Below are 20,457 nucleotides of genomic sequence, written 5' to 3'. Positions count from 1 at the left end.
GTGCTCAACGAGATTCGCATCGAGGCGCTGGGTGCAATCAGCCTTGCGACTGCCGAGTTCGATCGCGGGCTCACCGTGCTGACCGGTGAGACCGGCACCGGCAAGACCATGGTGGTCACCGGCCTGCATCTGCTGGGCGGCGCGCGTGCCGACGCGACCCGGGTACGGTCGGGCGCGGAACGTGCCGTCGTCGAAGGTCGTTTCACCACAACCGATGTCGACGACGCGGTGACCGCCCGCCTCGACGAGATCCTGGACGCCTCCGGCGCAGAACGCGACGAAGACGGCAGCGTGATCGCCTTGCGCACCGTCAGCCGTGACGGGCCCTCGCGCGCGTACCTGGGCGGCCGCAGTGTGCCGGCAAAGTCGTTGAGCGGCTTCACCACTGAGTTGCTGGCGCTGCACGGCCAGAACGACCAGCTGCGGCTCATGCGACCCGACGAGCAGCGCGGCGCGCTGGACCGGTTCGCCGGAACCGGTCCGGCACTGGAGCGCTACCGCAAACTACGCGAAGCATGGTTGTCGGCGCGGCGCGACCTCGTCGATCGTCGGGACCGGACCCGTGAGCTCGCTCAGGAAGCCGATCGACTCAAGTTCGCGCTCAACGAGATCGACACCGTCGACCCGCAACCGGGGGAGGACGACGCACTGGTCGCCGATATCGTCCGGCTCTCCGAACTGGACACCCTGCGCGAAGCCGCCGCGTCGGCGCGCGAGGTGCTGTCCAGTTCATCCGATGAGGCCTTCGGCGCCGCCGAGGCCCTCGGACGGGCCCGCGGCGCGTTGGAATCGACGGGTGACGCCCGGCTGCGATCCCTGGCCGACCAGATCGGCGGAGCCTTGACGGTGGTCATCGACGCGGTCGGTGAATTGGGTGACTACCTCGACGCGCTGCCCACCGATGCCAGCGCACTGGACGCGAAACTGGCCCGTCAGGCTCAGCTGCGCACGCTGACCCGCAAGTACGCCGCCGACATCGACCGGGTGCTGCAGTGGGCCCAGGATTCGCGCGACCGGCTGGCGCAACTCGACGTGTCCGAAGAGGGGCTCGCCGCGCTGGAACGCCGGGTGGCGGAGCTCGGCGGCCAATTGACCCAGGCGGCAATCGATCTCAGCAAGATCAGACGCAAGGCGGCCAAGAAGCTGGCCAAGGAGGTCACCGCGGAGCTGGCGGGGCTGGCGATGAACAACGCCGATTTCACCATCGGCGTCACCACCGACGTGGCCGATCCGCATGACCCGTCAGCGCTGGTCCTCCCCGACGGGGAATCGGCGCGGGTCGGTGCCGACGGCATCGACGTGGTGGAGTTCGGCTTCGCCGCCCACCGCGGCATGTCGGTGCTGCCGCTGGCCAAGAGCGCCTCGGGCGGTGAGCTGTCGCGCGTGATGCTGGCGCTGGAGGTGGTGCTGTCGGCTTCTGCCACCGGCACCACGATGGTGTTCGACGAGGTCGACGCCGGCGTGGGCGGCTATGCGGCGGTGCAGATCGGCAGACGGTTGGCAAGGCTGGCCCGCACGCACCAGGTCATCGTCGTCACGCACCTGCCACAGGTCGCGGCCTACGCCGACGTGCACCTGGTGGTGCACAGCCAGGGACCCAGGGGCACCAGCGGTGTACGGCGCCTGACCAGCGACGACAGGGTGGCCGAGCTGGCCAGGATGCTGGCGGGGCTGGGGGAGTCCGACAGTGGACGCGCGCACGCCCGGGAACTGCTCGAGACCGCACAGAGCGACCGGGCGTAACCCTCTCGGCCGCGAGCGTGCGCTTAGTGCCCGTCGTGGCGGCGTGTCGCCGTACCGGAGCGCACCTTCGCGCCCAGGGCTGCCCTCTCGGCCGCGAGCGTGCACGTAGTGCCGCCCGCCACGGCGTGTCGCCGTACCGGAGCGCACCTTCGCGCCAGGTGCCCCCAAACCCTCGCAACCACCCCGCGATACAAATGTGACAGATGTGACGCTTTATAACTTCTGAGGCAGATGTTACGGCGCGCCTCCCCGCCGCAGCCGACGATCGCCGACAGAATCGGCTCCCATGAAGATGTCAGCGCTTCTATCTCGCAACACCGTCCGGCCCGGTCTCGTGGGCACCGCCCGAGTCGATCGCAACATCGACCGACTGCTGCGCAGGGTCTGCCCCGGCGACATCGTCGTCCTCGACATCCTGGACCTCGACCGCATCACCGCCGACGCACTGGTGGAGGCTGACATCGCCGCCGTGGTCAACGCATCACCGTCCGTCTCGGGCCGCTATCCCAACCTGGGCCCCGAGGTTCTGGTCAACAACGGTGTCACCCTCATCGACGAGACCGGCCCCGAGATCTTCAAGAAGGTCAAGGACGGCTCGAAGATCCGCCTGTACGAAGGCGGCGTCTACTCCGGGGACCGCCGACTGATCCGCGGCACCGAGCGCACCGACCATGACATCGCAGACCTGATGCGGGAGGCCAAGAGTGGGCTGGCCGCTCACCTGGAAGCGTTCGCGGGCAACACGATTGAGTTCATCCGCAGCGAAAGCCCGCTGTTGATCGACGGCATCGGCATCCCCGACATCGACGTCGACATGCGCCGGCGGCACGTGGTGATCGTCTCCGAAGAACCCAGCGCCGAAGAGGATCTGAAATCCCTCAAGCCGTTCATCAAGGAGTACCAACCCGTGCTGGTCGGTGTCGGGCAGGGAGCCGATGTGCTGCGCAAGGCGGGTTACCGCCCCCAGCTCATCGTCGGCGACCCCGACCAGATCAGCGCCGAGGTGCTCAAGTGCGGCGCCCAGGTGGTGCTGCCCGCTGACGCTGACGGTCACGCGGCCGGTCTGGAACGCATCCAGGACCTCGGTGTCGGGGCCATGACATTCCCGGCGGCCGGCTCCGCCACCGACCTGGCCCTGTTGCTGGCCGATCACCACGGCGCAGCGCTGCTGGTCACCGCGGGCCACACAGCCAACATCGAGACGTTCTTCGACCGGACTCGTTCGCAGAGCAACCCCTCGACATTCCTCACCCGGCTGCGGGTGGGGGAGAAGCTGGTGGACGCCAAGGCGGTCGCCACGCTGTACCGCAACCACATCTCCGGTGGCGCCATCGCCCTGCTGGCGCTGACCATGCTGATCGCCATCATCGTGGTGCTCTGGGTGTCCCGCACCGACGGCGTGGTCGTGCACTGGATCATCGACTACTGGAACCGCTTCACCCTCTGGATCCAGCACCTGATCTCCTAGGAAGTGCCCTGATGATCTCGTTACGCCAACACGCCATCTCGCTGGCCGCCGTCTTCCTGGCGCTGGCCATCGGGGTGGTGCTGGGCTCCGGCTTCTTCTCCGACACCGTGCTGTCCAGCCTGCGTAACGAGAAGCGCGACCTGGCCGGTCAAGTCAACAATCTCAACGACCAGCGCAATCAGCTGAATGAAAAGCTGAGTGCAGCAAACACTTTCGATGCCCAGGTGCTGGGTCGCATCGTGCACGAGACTCTGACGGGCAAGACGGTGGTGCTGTTCCGCACCCCGGATGCCAGAGACGACGACGTGGCCGCCGTGTCGAAAATCGTCGGGCAGGCCGGCGGCTCGGTCACCGGCACGGTGTCGCTCACGCACGAATTCGTCGAGGCCAATTCCGGCGAGAAACTGCGCTCGGTGGTCAACTCAGCGATCCTGCCGGCCGGAACCCAGTTGAGCACCAAACTGGTCGACCAGGGTTCGCAGGCCGGCGATCTGCTCGGCATCGCCTTGCTGGTCAACACCAATCCGCAGGTTCCCGCCGTGGACGACACTGCGCGCGACACGGTGCTGGGCGCACTGCGGGAGACCGGCTTCATCACCTACCAGCCCAACAACCACATGGCGGCGGCCAACGCTGCCATCGTGGTCACCGGCGGCGCGGTGCCCGCGGACGCCGGCAATCAGGGGGTCACCGTGGCACGGTTCGCCGCCGCACTGGCTCCGCACGGCTCGGGCACGGTGCTGGCCGGCCGCGACGGCTCGGCCGGTGGGAGTGCCGCGGTGGCGGTGGCCCGTGCTGATGCCGGCATGGCGGCCGCCATCAGCACGGTCGACGACGTCGACGTCGAGCCCGGACGCATCACGGCGATCCTGGCCCTGCACGATCTGGCCGGCGGCGGCCATCCCGGCCACTACGGAACCGGGCATGGGGCGACCTCAGTGACCGTTCCCCAGTAGGGCGTGTTCGACGCGGCGGGCGGCCGCGGATGTTAGGGTGAGTTTCCGTGGGTCGGCAGGCCCAGCAAGCTTCACATCCCTGCACCAGCCCTGCCCGTCTTCACGGAGGTCGCCCCGTTGCGCAAGCATTCGCAAATCGCCACCAAGCACCTCTTCGTCAGCGGAGGGGTCGCCTCGTCCCTGGGCAAGGGCCTGACGGCGAGCAGCCTGGGGCAATTGCTGACCGCGCGCGGGTTGCACGTCACGATGCAGAAGCTCGACCCCTACCTCAACGTCGACCCCGGCACCATGAACCCGTTTCAGCACGGTGAGGTGTTCGTCACCGAGGATGGCGCCGAAACGGACCTCGACGTGGGCCACTACGAGCGCTTCCTCGACCGCGACCTGTCCGGGTCAGCGAATGTGACCACCGGGCAGGTGTATTCGACGGTGATCGCCAAGGAGCGCCGTGGTGAGTATCTGGGCGACACCGTTCAGGTGATCCCGCACATCACCGACGAGATCAGACGGCGCATCCTGGCTATGGCCGAACCGGACGCCAGCGGCCACCGGCCCGACGTCGTCATCACCGAAATCGGCGGCACCGTCGGCGACATCGAATCGCAGCCGTTTCTCGAGGCAGCCCGCCAGGTCCGCCACTACGTCGGGCGCGAGGACGTGTTCTTTCTGCACGTGTCGCTGGTGCCCTACCTGGCTCCGTCCGGTGAACTCAAGACCAAGCCCACCCAGCACTCGGTAGCGGCGCTGCGCAGCATCGGTATCAGCCCGGACGCGCTGATTCTGCGCTGCGACCGGGAGGTCCCCGAGACCCTGAAAAATAAGATCGCGCTGATGTGTGACGTCGACATCGACGGCGTCATCTCCACCCCGGATGCACCCTCGATCTACGACATCCCCAAGGTGCTGCACCGCGAGGAACTCGACGCCTTCGTGGTGCGCCGGCTCAACCTGCCGTTCCGCGACGTCGACTGGACCGAATGGGACGACCTGCTGCGCCGGGTGCACGAACCACACGACACGGTGCGAATCGCGTTGGTGGGCAAGTACGTTGAGCTTTCCGACGCGTACCTCTCAGTCAGCGAGGCGTTGCGCGCCGGTGGGTTCAAGCACCGGGCCAAGGTCGAGATCGTCTGGGTGGCCTCGGACGACTGCGAGACGCCCAGTGGTGCGGCGCACACCCTTGGCGACGTACACGGCGTGCTGATCCCCGGCGGGTTCGGCATCCGCGGTATCGAGGGCAAGATCGGGGCCATCCGCTATGCGCGGGCGCGCAGCTTGCCGGTGCTGGGGCTGTGTCTCGGCCTGCAGTGCATCGTGATCGAAGCGGCCCGCTCGGTGGGGCTCACCGAGGCGAACTCCGCCGAGTTCGAGCCGGACACCCCGGATCCGGTCATCTCCACGATGGCAGATCAGGAACAGGCCGTCGCCGGCGAGGCGGACCTCGGCGGCACCATGCGGCTGGGCGCCTATCCGGCCGTCCTGGAACCCGATTCGATTGTGGCCCAGGCGTATCAGGCCACCCAGGTATCCGAACGCCACCGGCACCGTTACGAGGTCAACAACTCTTACCGAGAGCGGATCGCCGAGAGCGGACTGCGGTTCAGCGGGACTTCACCCGACGGGCACCTGGTCGAGTTCGTCGAGTATCCGCCGGATCAGCACCCGTTCATCGTCGGAACGCAGGCCCACCCCGAGCTCAAGAGCCGGCCTACCCGGCCGCATCCGTTGTTCGTGGCATTCGTCAAGGCGGCCATCGACTACAAGGCGGGTGAACTGCTGCCCGTCGAGATCCCCGAGATCCCGGAGCACCACGCTTCCAACGGCAACGACCGTCGCGACACCGACGGTTCGGCGGTAGGGCAGTCGCTAGCCGAACCCGCCACCCGTGGCTGAGCACGACTTCGAGACGGTTTCGTCGGAAATCCTTTACCAGGGAGCCATTTTCGCGCTGCGCCGGGACGAGGTGCGGATGCCGGGCGGTAACATCGCGAGACGCGAGGTGATCGAGCACTACGGCGCGGTGGCGGTGGTGGCGATGAACGAGAACAACGACATCGCACTGGTTTACCAGTACCGCCACACCTATGGCCGCCGGATCTGGGAGTTGCCCGCCGGCCTGCTCGACGCCCCGGGCGAAGGGCCGTACCTCACCGCCGAGCGGGAACTCGAGGAGGAGGTCGGGTTGCACGCCCGCACCTGGCAAGTACTGCTGGACGTCAACACCGCCCCGGGTTTCAGCGACGAATCGGTGCGGGTCTATCTGGCCACCGGGCTGACCGAGATAGGCCGGCCCGAGGCGCACGACGAAGAAGCGGACATGACGATGCAGTGGTTTCCGCTCGATGAAGCGGTGCACCGGGCGCTCAACGGAGAGATCGTCAATTCGATTGCCATTGCCGGTATTTTCGCTGCCCATGCGGTCACCACCGGCATCGCCCGACCACGTCCGCTGGACACTGCCTGGATCGACAGACCGACCGCGTTCGCCGAGCGCAGGGCAGCGCGATGACCGCGGCGCTCACGCTCGATGCCCAGATGCAGGGCTACCTCGACCACCTGACGATCGAGCGCGGCGTGGCGGCCAACACCTTGAGCTCCTATCGCCGCGACTTGCGGCGGTACTCAAAACATCTGGAAGAACGCGGGATTCACGATCTGGCGGCGGTCGGCGAGAACGACGTCAGCGAGTTCCTGGTAGCGCTGCGCCGCGGAGATCCCGATTCGGGGGCGGTGGCGCTGTCCGCGGTGTCGGCGGCGCGGGCGCTGATCGCGGTGCGCGGCCTGCATCGGTTCGCCGCCGCAGAAGGGCTGGCGGAGCTGGATGTGGCGCGGGCGGTCAGGCCGCCGACGCCGGGCCGTCGGTTGCCCAAGAGCCTGACCGTCGACCAGGTGCTGGCGCTGCTGGAGGCCGCCGGTGGCGAGGATGCCTCCGACGGCCCGCTGACACTGCGCAACCGGGCCCTGCTGGAGTTGTTGTATTCCACCGGGTCGCGGATCTCCGAAGCCGTCGGGCTCGACGTCGACGACATCGACACCCATGCGCGGTCAGTGTTGTTGCGCGGCAAGGGCGGTAAGCAACGCCTGGTGCCCATCGGTCGTCCCGCCGTCGCGGCACTCGACGCCTATTTGGTGCGCGGCCGCCCGGACCTGGCCCGACGGGGACGGGGCACGCCCGCGATCTTCCTCAATGCCCGGGGAGGCCGGCTGTCGCGACAGAGTGCCTGGCAGGTGTTGCAGGACGCGGCCGATCGTGCCGGGATCACGTCAGGGGTGTCGCCGCACATGCTGCGGCACTCCTTCGCCACGCATCTGCTGGAGGGCGGCGCCGACGTGCGGGTGGTGCAGGAGTTGCTGGGCCACGCCTCGGTGACCACGACGCAGATCTACACCCTGGTCACCGTGCACGCCCTGCGGGAGGTGTGGGCCGGCGCCCACCCGCGCGCCACCTGACCCGCGCCAACCCCGCGCGAGCAGACGCAAAATCACCTCGGAGCGCATGCTCCCGGGCGATTTTGCGTCTGCTCGCGCGACTTAGGCGAGGAACTCCGATTCCAGCACCAGGTCCGACACCATCGACTGGTATTCCAGATGCGTCTTGTGCTCGGTCGTGTCCCACAGCTTGCCCTGATGCTCGCGCATGTATCCGCGATACTGCGGCGCCCCCGGCACCCGGACGTTGTCGGCGACTGCGATCGAGCCCCGATGCAGCCACCCGCGGTCCATGATGCTCCTCAGGTCGTCCAGGTACGCGTCCTTGTCGTGATCGAGGAACAGGAAATCGACTGTGCCTGAACCGAACCCGTGCTCACCGGCCAGCGCGTCCAACGTCCTGCCGCCATCACCGATGGTGCCGACCACACAGGTCACCCGGTCCGCGACGCCGGCATGAGCCCAGATGCGCCGGGCGTTGGCGGCGTTGGCCTCGGCGAGTTCGATGGAATACACCTTGGCGCCCGGCGCGGCGCGCGCGATCCGCAGCGCGCCGTACCCCACATAGGTACCGAGTTCCAGAGCGACCGACGGATCGGCGCGTCGCACCGCGGCGTCGAGCAGTTGCCCTTTCTCGTCCCCGACGTTGATCAACATCGACTTCTCGTAGGCGAACTTGTCGATGGTGGCCAGCACGTCGTCGATGTCGCCGGCCCGCGCGTTGTTCAGCACGTAGTCGACGGCCGCCGCCTCGCGTCCGTCACCGATCTGACCGGTCCTGGTGATGTTGCGAGCGCCGGTGGCCATCCGCCACACCGACCACCGCAGCAGGGGTATGCGCCGCTTCAGGTCCATACCGACACCCTAGGCCGGAAATGCGGGCGGGCGGCACAGTGTCGGCGCTCACCGCGCCGCTCAGCCGACGCGCCCGCAAACGTTGCCTGCGGGTCTCCCGGCGCAGGCAAGACGAGCCGTTAGACTTTCCTGCAATGTCCACGCTGACGCCCGTCACCACCCACCGCGACCGGGCATGACCGACCCCGGCAACGGTCCAGAGATCGGCCTGACCGGCCGGCCGCCGCGGGCGATTCCCGAACCCAAGCCGCTGTCCAGCCACGGGCCGGCCAAGGTCGTCGCGATGTGCAACCAGAAGGGTGGCGTCGGCAAGACGACCTCGACGATCAACCTGGGCGCGGCGCTGGCCGAGTACGGGCGGCGGGTGCTGCTGGTCGACATGGACCCCCAGGGTGCGCTGTCCGCCGGCCTCGGTGTTCCGCACTACGAGCTGGAAAAGACGATCCACAACGTGCTGGTCGAGTCGCGGGTGTCGATCGACGACGTGCTGCTGCACACCCGGGTCAAGAACCTGGATCTGGTGCCCAGCAACATCGACCTGTCGGCGGCGGAGATTCAGCTGGTGAACGAAGTCGGGCGCGAGCAGACGCTGGCCCGGGCGCTGTATCCGGTGCTGGACCGCTACGACTACGTGCTGATCGACTGCCAGCCGTCGCTGGGACTGCTCACCGTCAACGGCCTCGCCTGTGCCGAAGGCGTCGTCATTCCCACCGAGTGCGAGTTCTTCTCGCTGCGCGGCCTGGCGCTGCTCACCGACACAGTCGACAAGGTGCGCGACCGGCTCAACCCCAAACTGGACATCAGCGGCATCCTGATCACCCGCTACGACCCGCGCACCGTGAACTCACGTGAGGTGATGGCCCGCGTCGTCGAACGATTCGGTGATCTAGTGTTCGACACCGTGATCACCCGCACCGTCCGCTTCCCGGAGACCAGCGTCGCGGGCGAGCCCATCACCACCTGGGCCCCCAAGTCGGCCGGGGCGCTCGCGTACCGCTCGCTGGCTCGCGAGTTCATCGACCGATTCGGCGTGTGAGCGGCCCAGACGGTCAGGCGGCCTCCGAGCACGGGTTTCAGGTCCGGCTGACCAATTTCGAGGGCCCGTTCGACCTGCTCCTGCAGCTCATCTTCGCCCACCGGCTCGACGTCACCGAGGTGGCGTTGCACCAGGTCACCGACGACTTCATCGCCTACACCAAAACCATCGGCGCACAGCTGGACCTGGAGGAGACCACCGCCTTCCTGGTGGTCGCGGCCACCCTGCTGGACCTCAAAGCGGCCCGGCTGCTGCCCACCGGCCAGGTCGACGACGAGGAGGATCTGGCGCTGCTGGAGGTGCGCGACCTGCTGTTCGCGCGGCTGCTGCAGTACCGGGCTTTCAAGCACGTCGCGGAGATGTTCGCCGAACTCGAGGCCACCGCGCTGCGCAGCTACCCCCGTGCGGTGGCCTTAGAGGAGCGCTTCGAGGGCCTGCTGCCCGAGGTGATGATCGGTGTCGACGCCCAGCGGTTCGCCGAGATCGCCGCGATCGCCTTCACCCCACGCCCGGTTCCCACCGTCGGTATCGGGCATCTGCACGTCGAGCCGGTGTCGGTGCCCGAGCAGGCCCGCCACATTCTGCGGATGCTGGAAGGGCGGGGCAGCGGCCAGTGGGCGTCGTTCTCGGAACTGGTGGCCGACTGCACCGTGCCGGTCGAGATCGTCGGGCGCTTCCTTGCGCTGCTCGAACTGTATCGGTCCCGGGCTGTAGCATTCGACCAGTCCGAGCCCCTTGGCGTGCTCCAGGTTTCATGGACCGGGGAACGGCCAGCGAGCGAATCGTTGCTAGAAGTGCGAGATCAGTAGATGACCGAACTGCCGCCTGAGGGCGAGCTGGATGCTGGCATCCCCGATATCGCCGAACCCGCAGAAATGGATCCCGATGAGCTTGGGCGGGTGCTCGAATCGCTGCTGCTGGTGGTGGACACGCCGGTGACCGCGGAGGCGTTGGCGTCGGCCACCGAGCAACCGGTCTACCGAGTGGCGGCCAAGCTGCGGCTGATGGCCGATGAACTCACCGAGCGCGACAGCGGCATTGACCTGCGACACTCCGGTGAGGGTTGGCGGCTGTACACGCGGGCGCGGTTCGCGCCCTATGTCGAGAAGCTGCTGCTGGACGGTGCGCGGACCAAGCTCACCCGGGCCGCCCTGGAAACCCTCGCCGTCGTGGCCTACCGCCAGCCCGTGACGCGGGCCCGGGTCAGCGCGGTGCGAGGCGTCAACGTGGATGCCGTGATGCGAACGCTGTTGGCGCGCGGTCTGATCACCGAGTTCGGTAACGACGAAGACAGCGGCGCAGTCACTTTCGCCACCACCGAGCTTTTCCTCGAGCGGCTCGGACTGACGTCGTTGTCCGAACTGCCCGACATCGCGCCACTGTTGCCGGACGTCGACACAATCGACGACCTCAGCGAAACGCTGGACAGCGAGCCGCGGTTCATCAAACTCAACGGCGGCCGGGTCTCGGATCAGCCGCTGACCTTCGACGTGGACCACGACTGATGGTCGAATCGGACGAGCGGGGGATCCGCTTGCAGAAGGTGTTGTCCCAGGCCGGGATTGCCTCGCGCCGGGCGGCCGAGAAGTTGATCCTCGAGGGGCGCGTCGAGGTCGACGGGCAGGTCGTGACCGAACTGGGCACCCGGGTCGACCCGGACACCTCGGTGATCCGCGTCGACGGAGGCCGCGTGGTGCTGGACGATTCGCTGGTCTACCTGGCGCTGAACAAGCCGCGCGGCATGCACTCGACCATGTCCGACGATCGTGGCCGGCCGTGCATCGGTGACCTGATCGAACGGAAAGTCCGCGGCAACAAGAAGTTATTCCATGTGGGACGGCTGGACGCCGACACCGAAGGATTGATCCTGCTGACCAACGACGGGGAGTTGGCCCACCGGTTGATGCACCCTTCCCACGAGGTGCCCAAGACCTACCTCGCGACGGTGACCGGTGCCGTCCCGCGGGGACTGGGAAAGCAGTTGCGGGCAGGTATCGAATTGGACGACGGCCCGGTGAAGCTCGACGATTTCGCGGTGGTGGACGCCATCCCGGGCAAATCGCTGGTGCGGATCACGTTGCACGAGGGCCGCAACCGAATCGTGCGCCGGTTGCTGGCGGCGGTCGGCTTTCCGGTGGAAGCGTTGGTGCGCACCGACATCGGCGCGGTGACCCTGGGTAAGCAGCGCCCCGGTTCGGTGCGGGCGTTGCGGCATGACGAGATCGGGCAACTGTACAAGGCGGTTGGGTTGTGAGCGGAACGAGCGCAGCGAGTGACGGGAGTGCAGCGAGCCATTGGGCACCGAGTGTGGTTGTGGCGATCGACGGTCCGGCGGGCACTGGAAAGTCCTCGGTGTCAAGGGGATTGGCGCGCGGCCTGGGGGCACGGTTCCTCGACACCGGAGCGATGTACCGGATGGTGACGCTGGCGGTGCTGCGCGCAGGCGTCGATCCCAGCGATGCCGGGGCCGTCAGCGAGATCGCGTCAGGCGCCCGGCTATCGGTCGGTTACGACCCGGACGCAAACAGCTTCGCCCTTGCTGGAGAGGACGTTTCGGCGGAAATCCGGGGTGACGACGTCACCAGGGCCGTGTCCGCGGTATCGGCCGTGCCGTCCGTGCGTACCCGACTGGTCGATATTCAGCGCCAGATGGCCGACGGCCCGGGCACGATCGTCGTCGAGGGACGCGACATCGGGACCGTGGTCTTCCCTGATGCGCCGGTCAAGATCTTCCTCACCGCCTCTGCCGAGACGCGCGCACAGCGCCGCAACGCCCAGAACATCCGGGCCGGACTGGCCGATGACTACGAGGCTGTCCTGGCCGATGTGCGGCGCCGTGACCACCTTGACTCCACCCGTGCGGTCTCGCCGCTGAGGGCTGCGCCGGACGCGATCGTCGTAGACACCAGCGACATGACCGAGGCCGAGGTGATCGCCCACCTACAAGAGTTGGTAACCCAGCGAAGTGGGGCAGTGCGATGACCGAGGACGGTACCTGGTCTGACGAAAGTGATTGGGAGCTCACTGATTTTGAATCAGATGAGCTGAATGAGGCCGGTCCGGCGCCCGTTGTGGCGATCGTCGGGCGGCCCAATGTCGGAAAATCGACACTGGTCAACCGGATCATCGGCCGGCGCGAGGCGGTGGTGCAGGACGTCCCGGGAGTGACCCGGGACCGGGTGTCCTACGACGCCCTGTGGACCGGGCGTCGATTCGTCGTGCAGGACACCGGCGGATGGGAACCCGACGCCAAGGGGCTGCAGCAGCTGGTGGCCGAGCAGGCCTCGGTGGCCATGCGCACCGCCGACGCGGTGATCCTGGTGGTGGACGCCACGGTGGGCGCGACCGCAGCCGACGAGGCCGCCGCCCGCATTCTGCTGCGGTCGGGCAAGCCGATATTCCTGGCCGCCAACAAGGTTGACAGTGAGCGCGCCGAATCCGACGCCGCCGAGCTGTGGTCGTTGGGCCTGGGCGAACCCTATGCGATCAGCGCCATGCACGGCCGCGGCGTGGGTGAGCTGCTCGACGCGGTGCTGGCCGCGGTGCCCGAGGTCTCCGAAGTGGCCTCGACCGGAGGTGGTCCGCGCCGGGTCGCCCTGGTCGGCAAACCAAACGTGGGCAAGAGCTCGCTGCTGAACAAGCTGGCCGGTGATCAGCGCTCGGTGGTTCACGACGTCGCGGGAACGACGGTCGACCCGGTCGACTCGCTGATCGAACTGGGCGGCAAGGTGTGGCGGTTCGTCGACACCGCCGGCCTGCGCCGCAAGGTCGGGCAGGCCAGTGGTCACGAGTTCTACGCCTCGGTGCGAACACGCGGCGCCATCGACGCCGCGGAGGTGGTGATCATCCTGATCGACGCCTCCCAGCCGCTCACCGAACAGGACCTGCGGGTGCTGTCGATGGTGATCGAGGCCGGGCGCGCTCTGGTGATCGCGTACAACAAGTGGGACCTCGTCGACGAGGATCGGCGCGACCTGCTGGACCGCGAGATCGACCGCGAGTTGGTGCAGGTGCGCTGGGCGCAGCGGGTCAACATCTCCGCGAAAACCGGCCGGGCGGTGCAGAAGTTGGTGCCGGCGATGGAGACCGCGCTGGCGTCCTGGGACGCCCGGATCCCCACCGGCCCGCTGAACAGCTGGATCAAAGAGGTGGTGGCCGCCACACCGCCGCCGGTGCGCGGTGGCAAGCAACCGCGCATTCTGTTCGCGACGCAGGCCGCGTCCCGGCCCCCCACGTTCGTGTTGTTCACCACCGGGTTCCTGGAAGCCGGCTACCGACGGTTCCTGGAGCGGCGACTGCGCGAGACGTTCGGGTTCGAGGGCAGTCCGATCCGGATCAACGTGCGAATGCGCGAAAAGCGCGGTGCCCAGCGGCGCTGACGCTGCTCTTTCTACCCGCTCGCAGCCCAACTCCCGCAATGCGGGCATAGAAAGCTACATCACAAGAATGTGTCGTTGACATGCGTCGATAGCGCTTCTTAATATCTCTCGTATAGCGGATATTAATAACCGCATCGTGGGATTAGTGAGGAACACGGAATGACGACGCAAGAGGCGCTCAGCAGCATTCAGACGCGATTCAGCGTTCGCGACAAGTCGATATTGATCACCGGCGCCACCGGTTCGCTGGGCCGAGTCGCGGCGCGGGCCCTCGCCGACGCGGGAGCGCGGTTGACCCTGGCCGGCGGCAACTCGGCCGGATTGGACCAACTCGTGGACGACGCCGGCATCGACGGTGCCGTCCTGATGCCGCGCCGTCCGGAAACTCCCGCCGACGCGCAGGCTATGGTCGAGGCGGCCGTCGCACACCACGGCCGGTTGGACGGAGTGCTGGTCGCCTCCGGCATGAACCACGTCGCGCCCATCACCGAGATGGCCGTGGACGACTTCGACAACGTCATGCACGCCAACGTGCGGGGGGCCTGGCTGACTTGTCAGGCGGCCGGACGGGTCATGCTCGAGCAGGGCCTCGGCGGCAGCATCGTCCTGGTGTCCTCCGTGCGGGGCGCGCTCGGCCACCCCGCGGGATACAGCGCCTACTGTCCGTCCAAGGCGGGTACCGACCTGCTCGCCAAGTCGCTGGCCGCCGAGTGGGGCGCTGATCGTATTCGGGTGAACGCCCTGGCCCCCACGGTCTTCCGGTCTGAGCTGACCGAGTGGATGTATGCCGACGACGAAAAGGGCCGCACGACACGCGAAGCCATGTTCGCCCGAATTCCGTTGGGCCGCTTCGCCGAACCCGAGGACTTCGTCGGCGCCCTGATCTACCTGCTCAGCGACGCCTCCAGCTTCTACACCGGCCAGGTGATGTATCTGGACGGGGGATACACCGCATGCTGAGATCGCACGGCTTCGCCCGGGCGACCGTCGTCGGTGCCGGCTTGATGGGCCGTCGCATCGCGGGTGTGCTGGCATCGGCGGGACTTGATGTCGTCATCACCGACACAAATGACGAAATCCTCGAAGTCGCAGCAGCAGAGGCGCGCGAAGTCTCCGGGGCGGGACGCGGTTCGGTGTCTGCCGTCGGCGATCTGGCCGCGGCGGCGCGGGATGCCGATCTGGTGGTCGAGGCCATCGTGGAAAACCTTGCGGTCAAACAGGAACTCTTCGCACGCCTGGCCGGCCTTGCGCCCAATGCCGTTCTGGCGACCAACACTTCGGTGCTGCCGATCGGCGCCGTCACCGAGCGGGTCGAAGACGGTAGCCGCGTGATCGGTACCCACTTCTGGAATCCGCCCGACCTCATCCCGGTGGTCGAGGTGATCCCCAGTGAGCGGACCAGCTCCGACACGGTTGAGCGGGTCATCGGTCTGCTGACCGAGGCCGGCAAGATGCCGGTGCGGGTCTGCCGCGACGTTGCGGGGTTCATCGGCAACCGGTTGCAGCACGCGCTGTGGCGCGAAGCGATGGCCCTTGTCGCCGAAGGCGTTTGCGATGCCGAGACGGTGGATCTGGTGGTGCGCAACACGATCGGGCTGCGGCTGGCCGCCCTCGGTCCGCTGGAGAACGCCGACTACATCGGCCTGGACCTGACGCTGGCCATCCATGACGCGGTGATCCCGAACATCAACAGCGACCCGCATCCCAGCCCGCTGCTTCGCGAGCTCGTCGAGGCGGGCCAACTCGGAGCCCGCACCGGCCGGGGGTTCCTGGACTGGCCCGAGGGGGCGCGAGAAGAGACGGCCGCCCGGTTGGCCGGGCACATCAGTCGGCAACTCAACACAGAAAGGACGTTGTAGTCATGGAATTCACCTGGCCCCTCGGTAAAGCCGAGTCAGCCCTGGAGTTCTACGACCTGTCGCACCCGTGGGGGCACGGGGTGCCGGCGTGGCCGTACTTCGAGGACGTCAAGATCGAACGGCTGCACGGTATGGCGAAAAGCCGGGTGCTGACCCAGAAGATCACCACTGTCATGCATTCCGGTACGCACATCGACGCACCCGCGCACGTGGTCGAGGGAACCCCGTTCCTCGAAGAGATCCCGCTCAGCGCGTTCTTCGGAACCGGGGTCGTCGTCTCGATTCCCAAGGGCAAGTGGGGCGTCGTGACCGCCGACGACTTGGAGAAGGTCACCCCGGAGATCCGTCCCGGTGACATCGTCATCGTCAACACCGGCTGGCACCACAAGTACGCCGACAGTGCCGAGTACTACGCGTACTCGCCGGGTTTCTACAAAGAGGCCGGCGAATGGTTCGCGGCCAAAGGCGTCAAGGCGGTCGGCACCGACACCCAGGCGCTGGACCATCCGCTGGCCACCGCGATCGCCCCGCATGGCCCGGCGGAGGCCCAGGGCGGTCTATTGCCCTGGGCCGTCAAGGAATACGAAGAGCAGACCGGCCGCAAGGTGCTCGACGACTTCCCCGAATGGGAGCCCTGCCACCGAGCCATTCTGTCCAAGGGCATCTACGGCTTCGAGAATGTCGGCGGCGACCTGGACAAGGTCACCGGCAAGCGGGTCACCTTCGCGGCCTTCCCGTGGCGTTGGGTAGGTGGCGACGGCTGCATCGTGCGGCTGGTCGCGATCGTCGACCCGACCGGGGGTTACCGCATCGAGACGGGTGAGGCGGCCTGAGCATGAACGTCACTCGTGTGTGCGACGCCCCGACATATGTGGCACCCGCGCACCACCACGTGTGCACCTCGCGGTTGCAAGGTCTGGAAGCCGGTCCCAGCGAACGATTCTGGGTCGGAGTGTCGCTGTATCACCCCGGCGGTATGGCCGAAAAAGCGGCTGCCCCAGCGGAAACCGTCTACGTCGTGCTGGATGGCGAGTTGGTGATTCACACCGACGAGGGTGAGACGGTGTTGGGCCGGCTCGACAGCATGCACCTGGCCAGGGGCGAGACGCGGTCAATTCTCAATCGTTCGGACCAGGAAGCGCTGCTGCTGGTTACCATGGCCCACCTGGACGGGGAGGACTCGTGAGCGTCCTGTTGACGGTTGCGCCGACCGGGCCCATCGCGACCAAGGCCGACAACCCCGCCCTGCCCACCACTCCGGAGGAGATCGCGACCGCCGTCGAGCAGGCCTACCACGCCGGCGCTTCGGTCGCCCACATCCACCTGCGCGACGAATACGAAAGGCCCACAGCTGATCTGGATATCGCGCGGCGCACGATGGATCTGATCGCCGATCGTTGTCCGATCCTGATCCAGATGTCGACCGGAGTCGGCCTCAGCGTGCCGTTCGAAGAACGCGAGAAGCTGGTGGAGCTGCGGCCGCGGATGGCCACGCTCAACCCGTGCTCAATGAGCTTCGGCCGCGGGGAATTTCGCAACCCGCCGGATGCGGTGCGCCGGCTGGCCGGCCGCATGGCCGAGCTGGACATCAAGCCCGAGCTGGAGATCTACGACACCGGCCATCTGGAGGCCTGCCTGCGGCTGTGGGCCGAGGGACTGCTGGCCGAACCGCTGCAGTTCAGCATCGTGCTCGGGGTGCAGGGTGGGATGGCTGCCACCGCCGATAACCTGCTCACCATGGTGCGCCGGCTACCCCCGGGGGCGATCTGGCAGGTCATCGCGATCGGTCGGGCCAACCTGGAACTCACCGCGATGGGTCTGGCGCTTGGCGGCAATGCCCGGGTGGGGCTGGAAGACACGTTATATCTGCGCAAGGGTGAGCTGGCGTCGAGCAATCTGGCGCTGGTATCCCGCACTGTGCGGCTGGCCCATGCCCTGGACCTGTCGCTGGCCCCTGTGGAAGAAGCCGAAGCCGTGCTGCAGCTGCCGGCCGGGAGAGGAGTGCGGGCATGACAGTCGCGCCGGAGACTGCGGAAGTCCGCAGCGGCGGAATACAGGTCATTGCCCGGGCCGCCGAGATACTGCGGCTGCTGCAGTCGCACCCGGGTGGCTTGAATCAGGCCGAGATCTGCGAGCGGGTCGGGATGGCGCGGTCGACGGTGAGCCGGATATTGAACGCGTTGGAAGACGAGGGGCTGGTCGCGTCGCGCCGGGGCGCCCGGGGGCCCTACCGATTGGGCCCGGAGATCGCGCGGATGGCCAACACGGTGCGCCTCGGGGTGGTCACCGACATGCACCCGTTCCTGACCGACCTGTCGCGCAGCCTCAACGAAACGGTGGACCTGTCGATTCTGGACGGCGACCGCGCCGACTTCATCGACCAGGTCGTCGCGCCGCACCGCCTGCAGGCGGTGAGCGCGGTGGGGGAGACGTTCCCGCTGTACTGCAGCGCCAACGGCAAGGCGTTGTTGGCGGCGCTGCCGCCTGATCAGCTGGCTCAGGCCATGCCCAAGCGGCTGGTCCAACTCACCCCGAACACCATCACCGATCAGGCCGCTCTGCGTGACGAGCTGGACCGGGTCCGTGCCGATGGCGTCGCCTACGACCGCGAGGAGCAGACCGAAGGCATCTGCGCGGTGGGGGCGGTGCTGCACGGCGTGAGTGATGTGCTGGTGGCGGTCAGCGTGCCGGTGCCGGCGCAGCGCTTCTACGGCCGCGAGGCCGAACTCGCCCAGGTGTTGCGGGCGTGGGTCGCAAAAGTCGACACCCGGTCCCGCGTAAGGTATTGAGGAGTTTCATAGATGTCAAAATCATTGCGTGACAGTCTTGTTGGAGCCTGGCGGCTCGTTTCTTACGTGGAGCGGGACAGCCCAGACGGGCCGGCCAGGTACCCGCACGGCGAGGATGCCCAGGGCTTGATCATGTACACCCCGGACGGGTTCATGTCGGCGCAGATCCAGTCCTCGGGACGGCCGGACTACGACCGTCCGGTGGCCAGTGGCGGCACGCCGGAACAGGCGGCCGCCGCGGCCCTGGGATACCTGGCCTACAGCGGGCGGTACTTCGTCGATGAGCAGACCGGTGACATCCGGCATCAGGCGACGCTGTCGTTGGTGCCGAACTACCTGGGCCAGTTCCATCTGCGCCACAGCGACCTCGACGGCGACCGGCTGACCCTGTCGTCGGAGTTGGCCCTGCCCGACGGGCGGACGGTGTACTCGTCGCTGCTGTGGCAGCGGGCTGCGGCTTCCGACGCGCAGGTGGCCTAGGTCTGGCCTTTCGGGTGGCTGCGGTAGGCTGTCGACCTGCTGTTGGTTCGCGGATCTTTCAAAGGCCGGCAGCACCGGGCTGTGGCGCAGTTTGGTAGCGCACTTGACTGGGGGTCAAGTGGTCGCAGGTTCAAATCCTGTCAGCCCGACTTATGTTCGATCGCACAACCGGATTCACCCGTTCTGTCCGGCCAAGCCGTCAGCACCCGTACCACCAGGAGTAGCTGACCCTCCCGGCGATGACCCAGTCCCGGCCGTGCCGGCGCCTCCGCCGCTGACCCCGCTGCCTCCGCCGCCTCCCGTTCCGCCGGGTCCGGCGCTGCCGGCGATGCCGGCCTGACCGAACCAGCCACCGGCACCGCCAAGGCCCCCGGTGCCGCTGCCGCCGCCGTTGCCGCCGTTGCCGCCGGCTCCACCGGTGCCACCATCGCCGGCGTCACCGCCTTGGGTGAACGTGCTCGGGGCGAAGGAGGCAGCGTCACCGCCATTGCCACCGCGACCGCCAAGGCCGCCGTCGCCGCCCAGGCCGCCGTGCCCGCCGATACCGGCGTTGCCCCCGGTGCCGCCGTGCCCGAACAGCAGCCCCCCGGCGCCACCGTTGCCACCCGGTCCGCCGGCACCGCCGGCGCCGCCCTGGCCTCCGGAGCCGCCGGCGCCCCCGTGGCCACCCTGACCGCCTTGAGCAACGAGCGCTCCTGTCGCCCCGCCGGCCAAGTTTGACTTGCCGCCGGCGCCACCTGCGCCACCATCGGCTCCGATTCCGCCAGCGCCGCCGGTGCCGCCAACGCCGCCGACTCCGCCGGTGCCGGCCAGTAGCCCGCCATGACCACCGTTGCCGCCTGCGCCTCCTACGCCACCGGTGCCGCCGGCAATTCCTGTGGCGCCGCCGCCGCCATTACCGCCGAACCCCGAAAAGCCTTGCGATCCAACGTTGTCGGCCAGGGCCCCGCCGCCGCTTCCCCCGTCGCCGCCCGCGCCACCGGGGGCCGATGCGTTAGTCCCGTTGCCGCCGTTGCCTCCGAAGGCCAGACCGCTGCCTTGTGCAACGGCACCGCCGCCGGCACCGCCGGCGCCCCCGTTGCCGCCGGAGCCACCGGTGCCTCCGTTACCGCCGTGTGCGGTACCGCTCAACGGGGCGTACTCCGTGGCACCCGCGCCGCCGGTGCCGCCCGTGGCACCGAGACCACCGTCCGCGCCGTCGCCACCGGTAAAGCCGAAGGCATCGCCGGTACTCGGGTTGAAGGTGCTGCCGCCCGAACTGCCCGTGGCGGCTGTGCCGCTGACCACCGGGTTAACGCCATCGGCACCGGCCAGGCCGGTTCCGCCCTGACCGCCGGCGCCGCCGGCGCCGAAAAGCATCGCGCTGCCGCCATCACCGCCGCGCCCCGGCAGGCCGCCGTTGATGCCCGCCGTGGCGGCGCCGCCGTGGCCCCCCGCGCCGCCATTGCCGCTCAGCCATCCAC

Annotated in this window: 21 protein-coding genes and 1 tRNA gene; 20 read left to right on the top strand and 2 right to left on the bottom strand. The window is 67.9% G+C overall.

The features are described from left to right. From recN to xerD, 6 genes are all read left to right on the top strand, one after another. A complete protein-coding gene (gene recN / locus AO501_RS12660; protein WP_055578065.1) occupies positions 1-1,743 on the top strand; it encodes a DNA repair protein RecN in 1,743 nt (580 codons plus the stop codon). 286 nt (positions 1,744-2,029) lie between these two features. After that, a complete protein-coding gene (steA, locus tag AO501_RS12655) occupies positions 2,030-3,211 on the top strand; it encodes a putative cytokinetic ring protein SteA (RefSeq protein WP_055578064.1) in 1,182 nt (393 codons plus the stop codon). 11 nt (positions 3,212-3,222) lie between these two features. After that, the gene (locus AO501_RS12650) at positions 3,223-4,167 is read left to right on the top strand and encodes a copper transporter (protein ID WP_055578063.1); all 945 of its coding nucleotides are present in this window, start codon (positions 3,223-3,225) and stop codon (positions 4,165-4,167) included. Positions 4,168-4,284: 117 nt separating this feature from the next. Further along, positions 4,285-6,060, top strand: a complete 1,776-nt coding sequence (locus AO501_RS12645) for a CTP synthase (RefSeq protein ID WP_055578062.1) — start codon at positions 4,285-4,287, stop codon at positions 6,058-6,060. Then, positions 6,053-6,676: an NUDIX domain-containing protein gene (locus tag AO501_RS12640; protein WP_055578061.1), complete on the top strand. Its 624-nt coding sequence runs from the start codon at positions 6,053-6,055 to the stop codon at positions 6,674-6,676. The genes AO501_RS12645 and AO501_RS12640 overlap by 8 nt, the downstream gene beginning before the upstream one ends. Then, the gene (gene xerD, locus AO501_RS12635; RefSeq protein ID WP_055578060.1) at positions 6,673-7,617 is read left to right on the top strand and encodes a site-specific tyrosine recombinase XerD; all 945 of its coding nucleotides are present in this window, start codon (positions 6,673-6,675) and stop codon (positions 7,615-7,617) included. The genes AO501_RS12640 and xerD overlap by 4 nt, the downstream gene beginning before the upstream one ends. Positions 7,618-7,698: 81 nt before the next feature. Here xerD and AO501_RS12630 read toward each other — a convergent pair whose 3' ends face one another. Beyond that, positions 7,699-8,451 carry an O-methyltransferase gene (locus tag AO501_RS12630; RefSeq protein WP_055578059.1) on the bottom strand — a complete coding sequence of 251 codons (753 nt, stop codon included), beginning with the start codon at positions 8,449-8,451 and terminating at the stop codon, positions 7,699-7,701. Positions 8,452-8,626: 175 nt separating this feature from the next. Here AO501_RS12630 and AO501_RS12625 point away from each other — a divergent pair, with 175 nt between their 5' ends. The 14 genes from AO501_RS12625 to AO501_RS12560 all read left to right on the top strand — a co-directional run bounded on the left by AO501_RS12625 (position 8,627) and on the right by AO501_RS12560 (position 19,143). Further along, complete coding sequence (locus AO501_RS12625) at positions 8,627-9,487, top strand: ParA family protein (protein ID WP_055578058.1); 861 nt, start codon at positions 8,627-8,629, stop codon at positions 9,485-9,487. Further along, positions 9,484-10,296: a segregation/condensation protein A gene (locus AO501_RS12620; protein WP_055578057.1), complete on the top strand. Its 813-nt coding sequence runs from the start codon at positions 9,484-9,486 to the stop codon at positions 10,294-10,296. Before AO501_RS12625 ends, AO501_RS12620 begins: the two co-directional genes overlap by 4 nt. Then, positions 10,297-10,992: an SMC-Scp complex subunit ScpB gene (scpB, locus tag AO501_RS12615; RefSeq protein ID WP_055578056.1), complete on the top strand. Its 696-nt coding sequence runs from the start codon at positions 10,297-10,299 to the stop codon at positions 10,990-10,992. It abuts the gene before it with no gap. Then, positions 10,992-11,741, top strand: coding sequence for a pseudouridine synthase (locus AO501_RS12610; protein ID WP_055578055.1), 750 nt, complete (start codon positions 10,992-10,994; stop codon positions 11,739-11,741). Before scpB ends, AO501_RS12610 begins: the two co-directional genes overlap by 1 nt. Further along, positions 11,738-12,469, top strand: a complete 732-nt coding sequence (gene cmk, locus AO501_RS12605) for a (d)CMP kinase (RefSeq protein WP_371934959.1) — start codon at positions 11,738-11,740, stop codon at positions 12,467-12,469. The genes AO501_RS12610 and cmk overlap by 4 nt, the downstream gene beginning before the upstream one ends. Continuing rightward, on the top strand, positions 12,466-13,866 hold the full coding sequence (gene der, locus AO501_RS12600; RefSeq protein ID WP_055578053.1) for a ribosome biogenesis GTPase Der: 1,401 nt from the start codon (positions 12,466-12,468) through the stop codon (positions 13,864-13,866). The genes cmk and der overlap by 4 nt, the downstream gene beginning before the upstream one ends. Before the next feature lie 159 nt (positions 13,867-14,025). Further along, positions 14,026-14,826 carry an SDR family NAD(P)-dependent oxidoreductase gene (locus AO501_RS12595; protein WP_055578052.1) on the top strand — a complete coding sequence of 267 codons (801 nt, stop codon included), beginning with the start codon at positions 14,026-14,028 and terminating at the stop codon, positions 14,824-14,826. Beyond that, on the top strand, positions 14,820-15,725 hold the full coding sequence (locus AO501_RS12590; RefSeq protein ID WP_055578051.1) for a 3-hydroxyacyl-CoA dehydrogenase family protein: 906 nt from the start codon (positions 14,820-14,822) through the stop codon (positions 15,723-15,725). The genes AO501_RS12595 and AO501_RS12590 overlap by 7 nt, the downstream gene beginning before the upstream one ends. 2 nt (positions 15,726-15,727) lie before the next feature. Next, complete coding sequence (locus tag AO501_RS12585) at positions 15,728-16,558, top strand: cyclase family protein (protein WP_055578050.1); 831 nt, start codon at positions 15,728-15,730, stop codon at positions 16,556-16,558. Positions 16,559-16,560: 2 nt separating this feature from the next. Further along, positions 16,561-16,911, top strand: a complete 351-nt coding sequence (locus tag AO501_RS12580) for a cupin domain-containing protein (protein WP_055578049.1) — start codon at positions 16,561-16,563, stop codon at positions 16,909-16,911. Next, positions 16,908-17,738, top strand: coding sequence for a 3-keto-5-aminohexanoate cleavage protein (locus tag AO501_RS12575; RefSeq protein WP_055578048.1), 831 nt, complete (start codon positions 16,908-16,910; stop codon positions 17,736-17,738). The genes AO501_RS12580 and AO501_RS12575 overlap by 4 nt, the downstream gene beginning before the upstream one ends. Continuing rightward, complete coding sequence (locus AO501_RS12570; protein WP_055578047.1) at positions 17,735-18,514, top strand: IclR family transcriptional regulator; 780 nt, start codon at positions 17,735-17,737, stop codon at positions 18,512-18,514. The genes AO501_RS12575 and AO501_RS12570 overlap by 4 nt, the downstream gene beginning before the upstream one ends. A 12-nt stretch (positions 18,515-18,526) precedes the next feature. Further along, positions 18,527-18,994, top strand: coding sequence for a lipocalin-like domain-containing protein (locus AO501_RS12565; protein WP_055578046.1), 468 nt, complete (start codon positions 18,527-18,529; stop codon positions 18,992-18,994). A 75-nt stretch (positions 18,995-19,069) separates the two neighbouring features. Further along, positions 19,070-19,143, top strand: a tRNA-Pro gene (locus tag AO501_RS12560). A gap of 25 nt (positions 19,144-19,168) precedes the next feature. Here the strand turns inward: AO501_RS12560 and AO501_RS40190 are convergent. Then, positions 19,169-20,457: hypothetical protein (locus AO501_RS40190; protein WP_055578045.1), on the bottom strand; the 1,289-nt coding region annotated here is incomplete at its 5' end.

It is taken from the genome of Mycobacterium gordonae, assembly GCF_001417955.2.
In the GTDB taxonomy this organism is placed as follows: Bacteria; Actinomycetota; Actinomycetes; order Mycobacteriales; family Mycobacteriaceae; genus Mycobacterium; species Mycobacterium gordonae_B.
The sequence above is the reverse complement of the archived record's forward strand: the minus strand, read 5'-3'. Positions and strand labels throughout refer to the sequence as shown.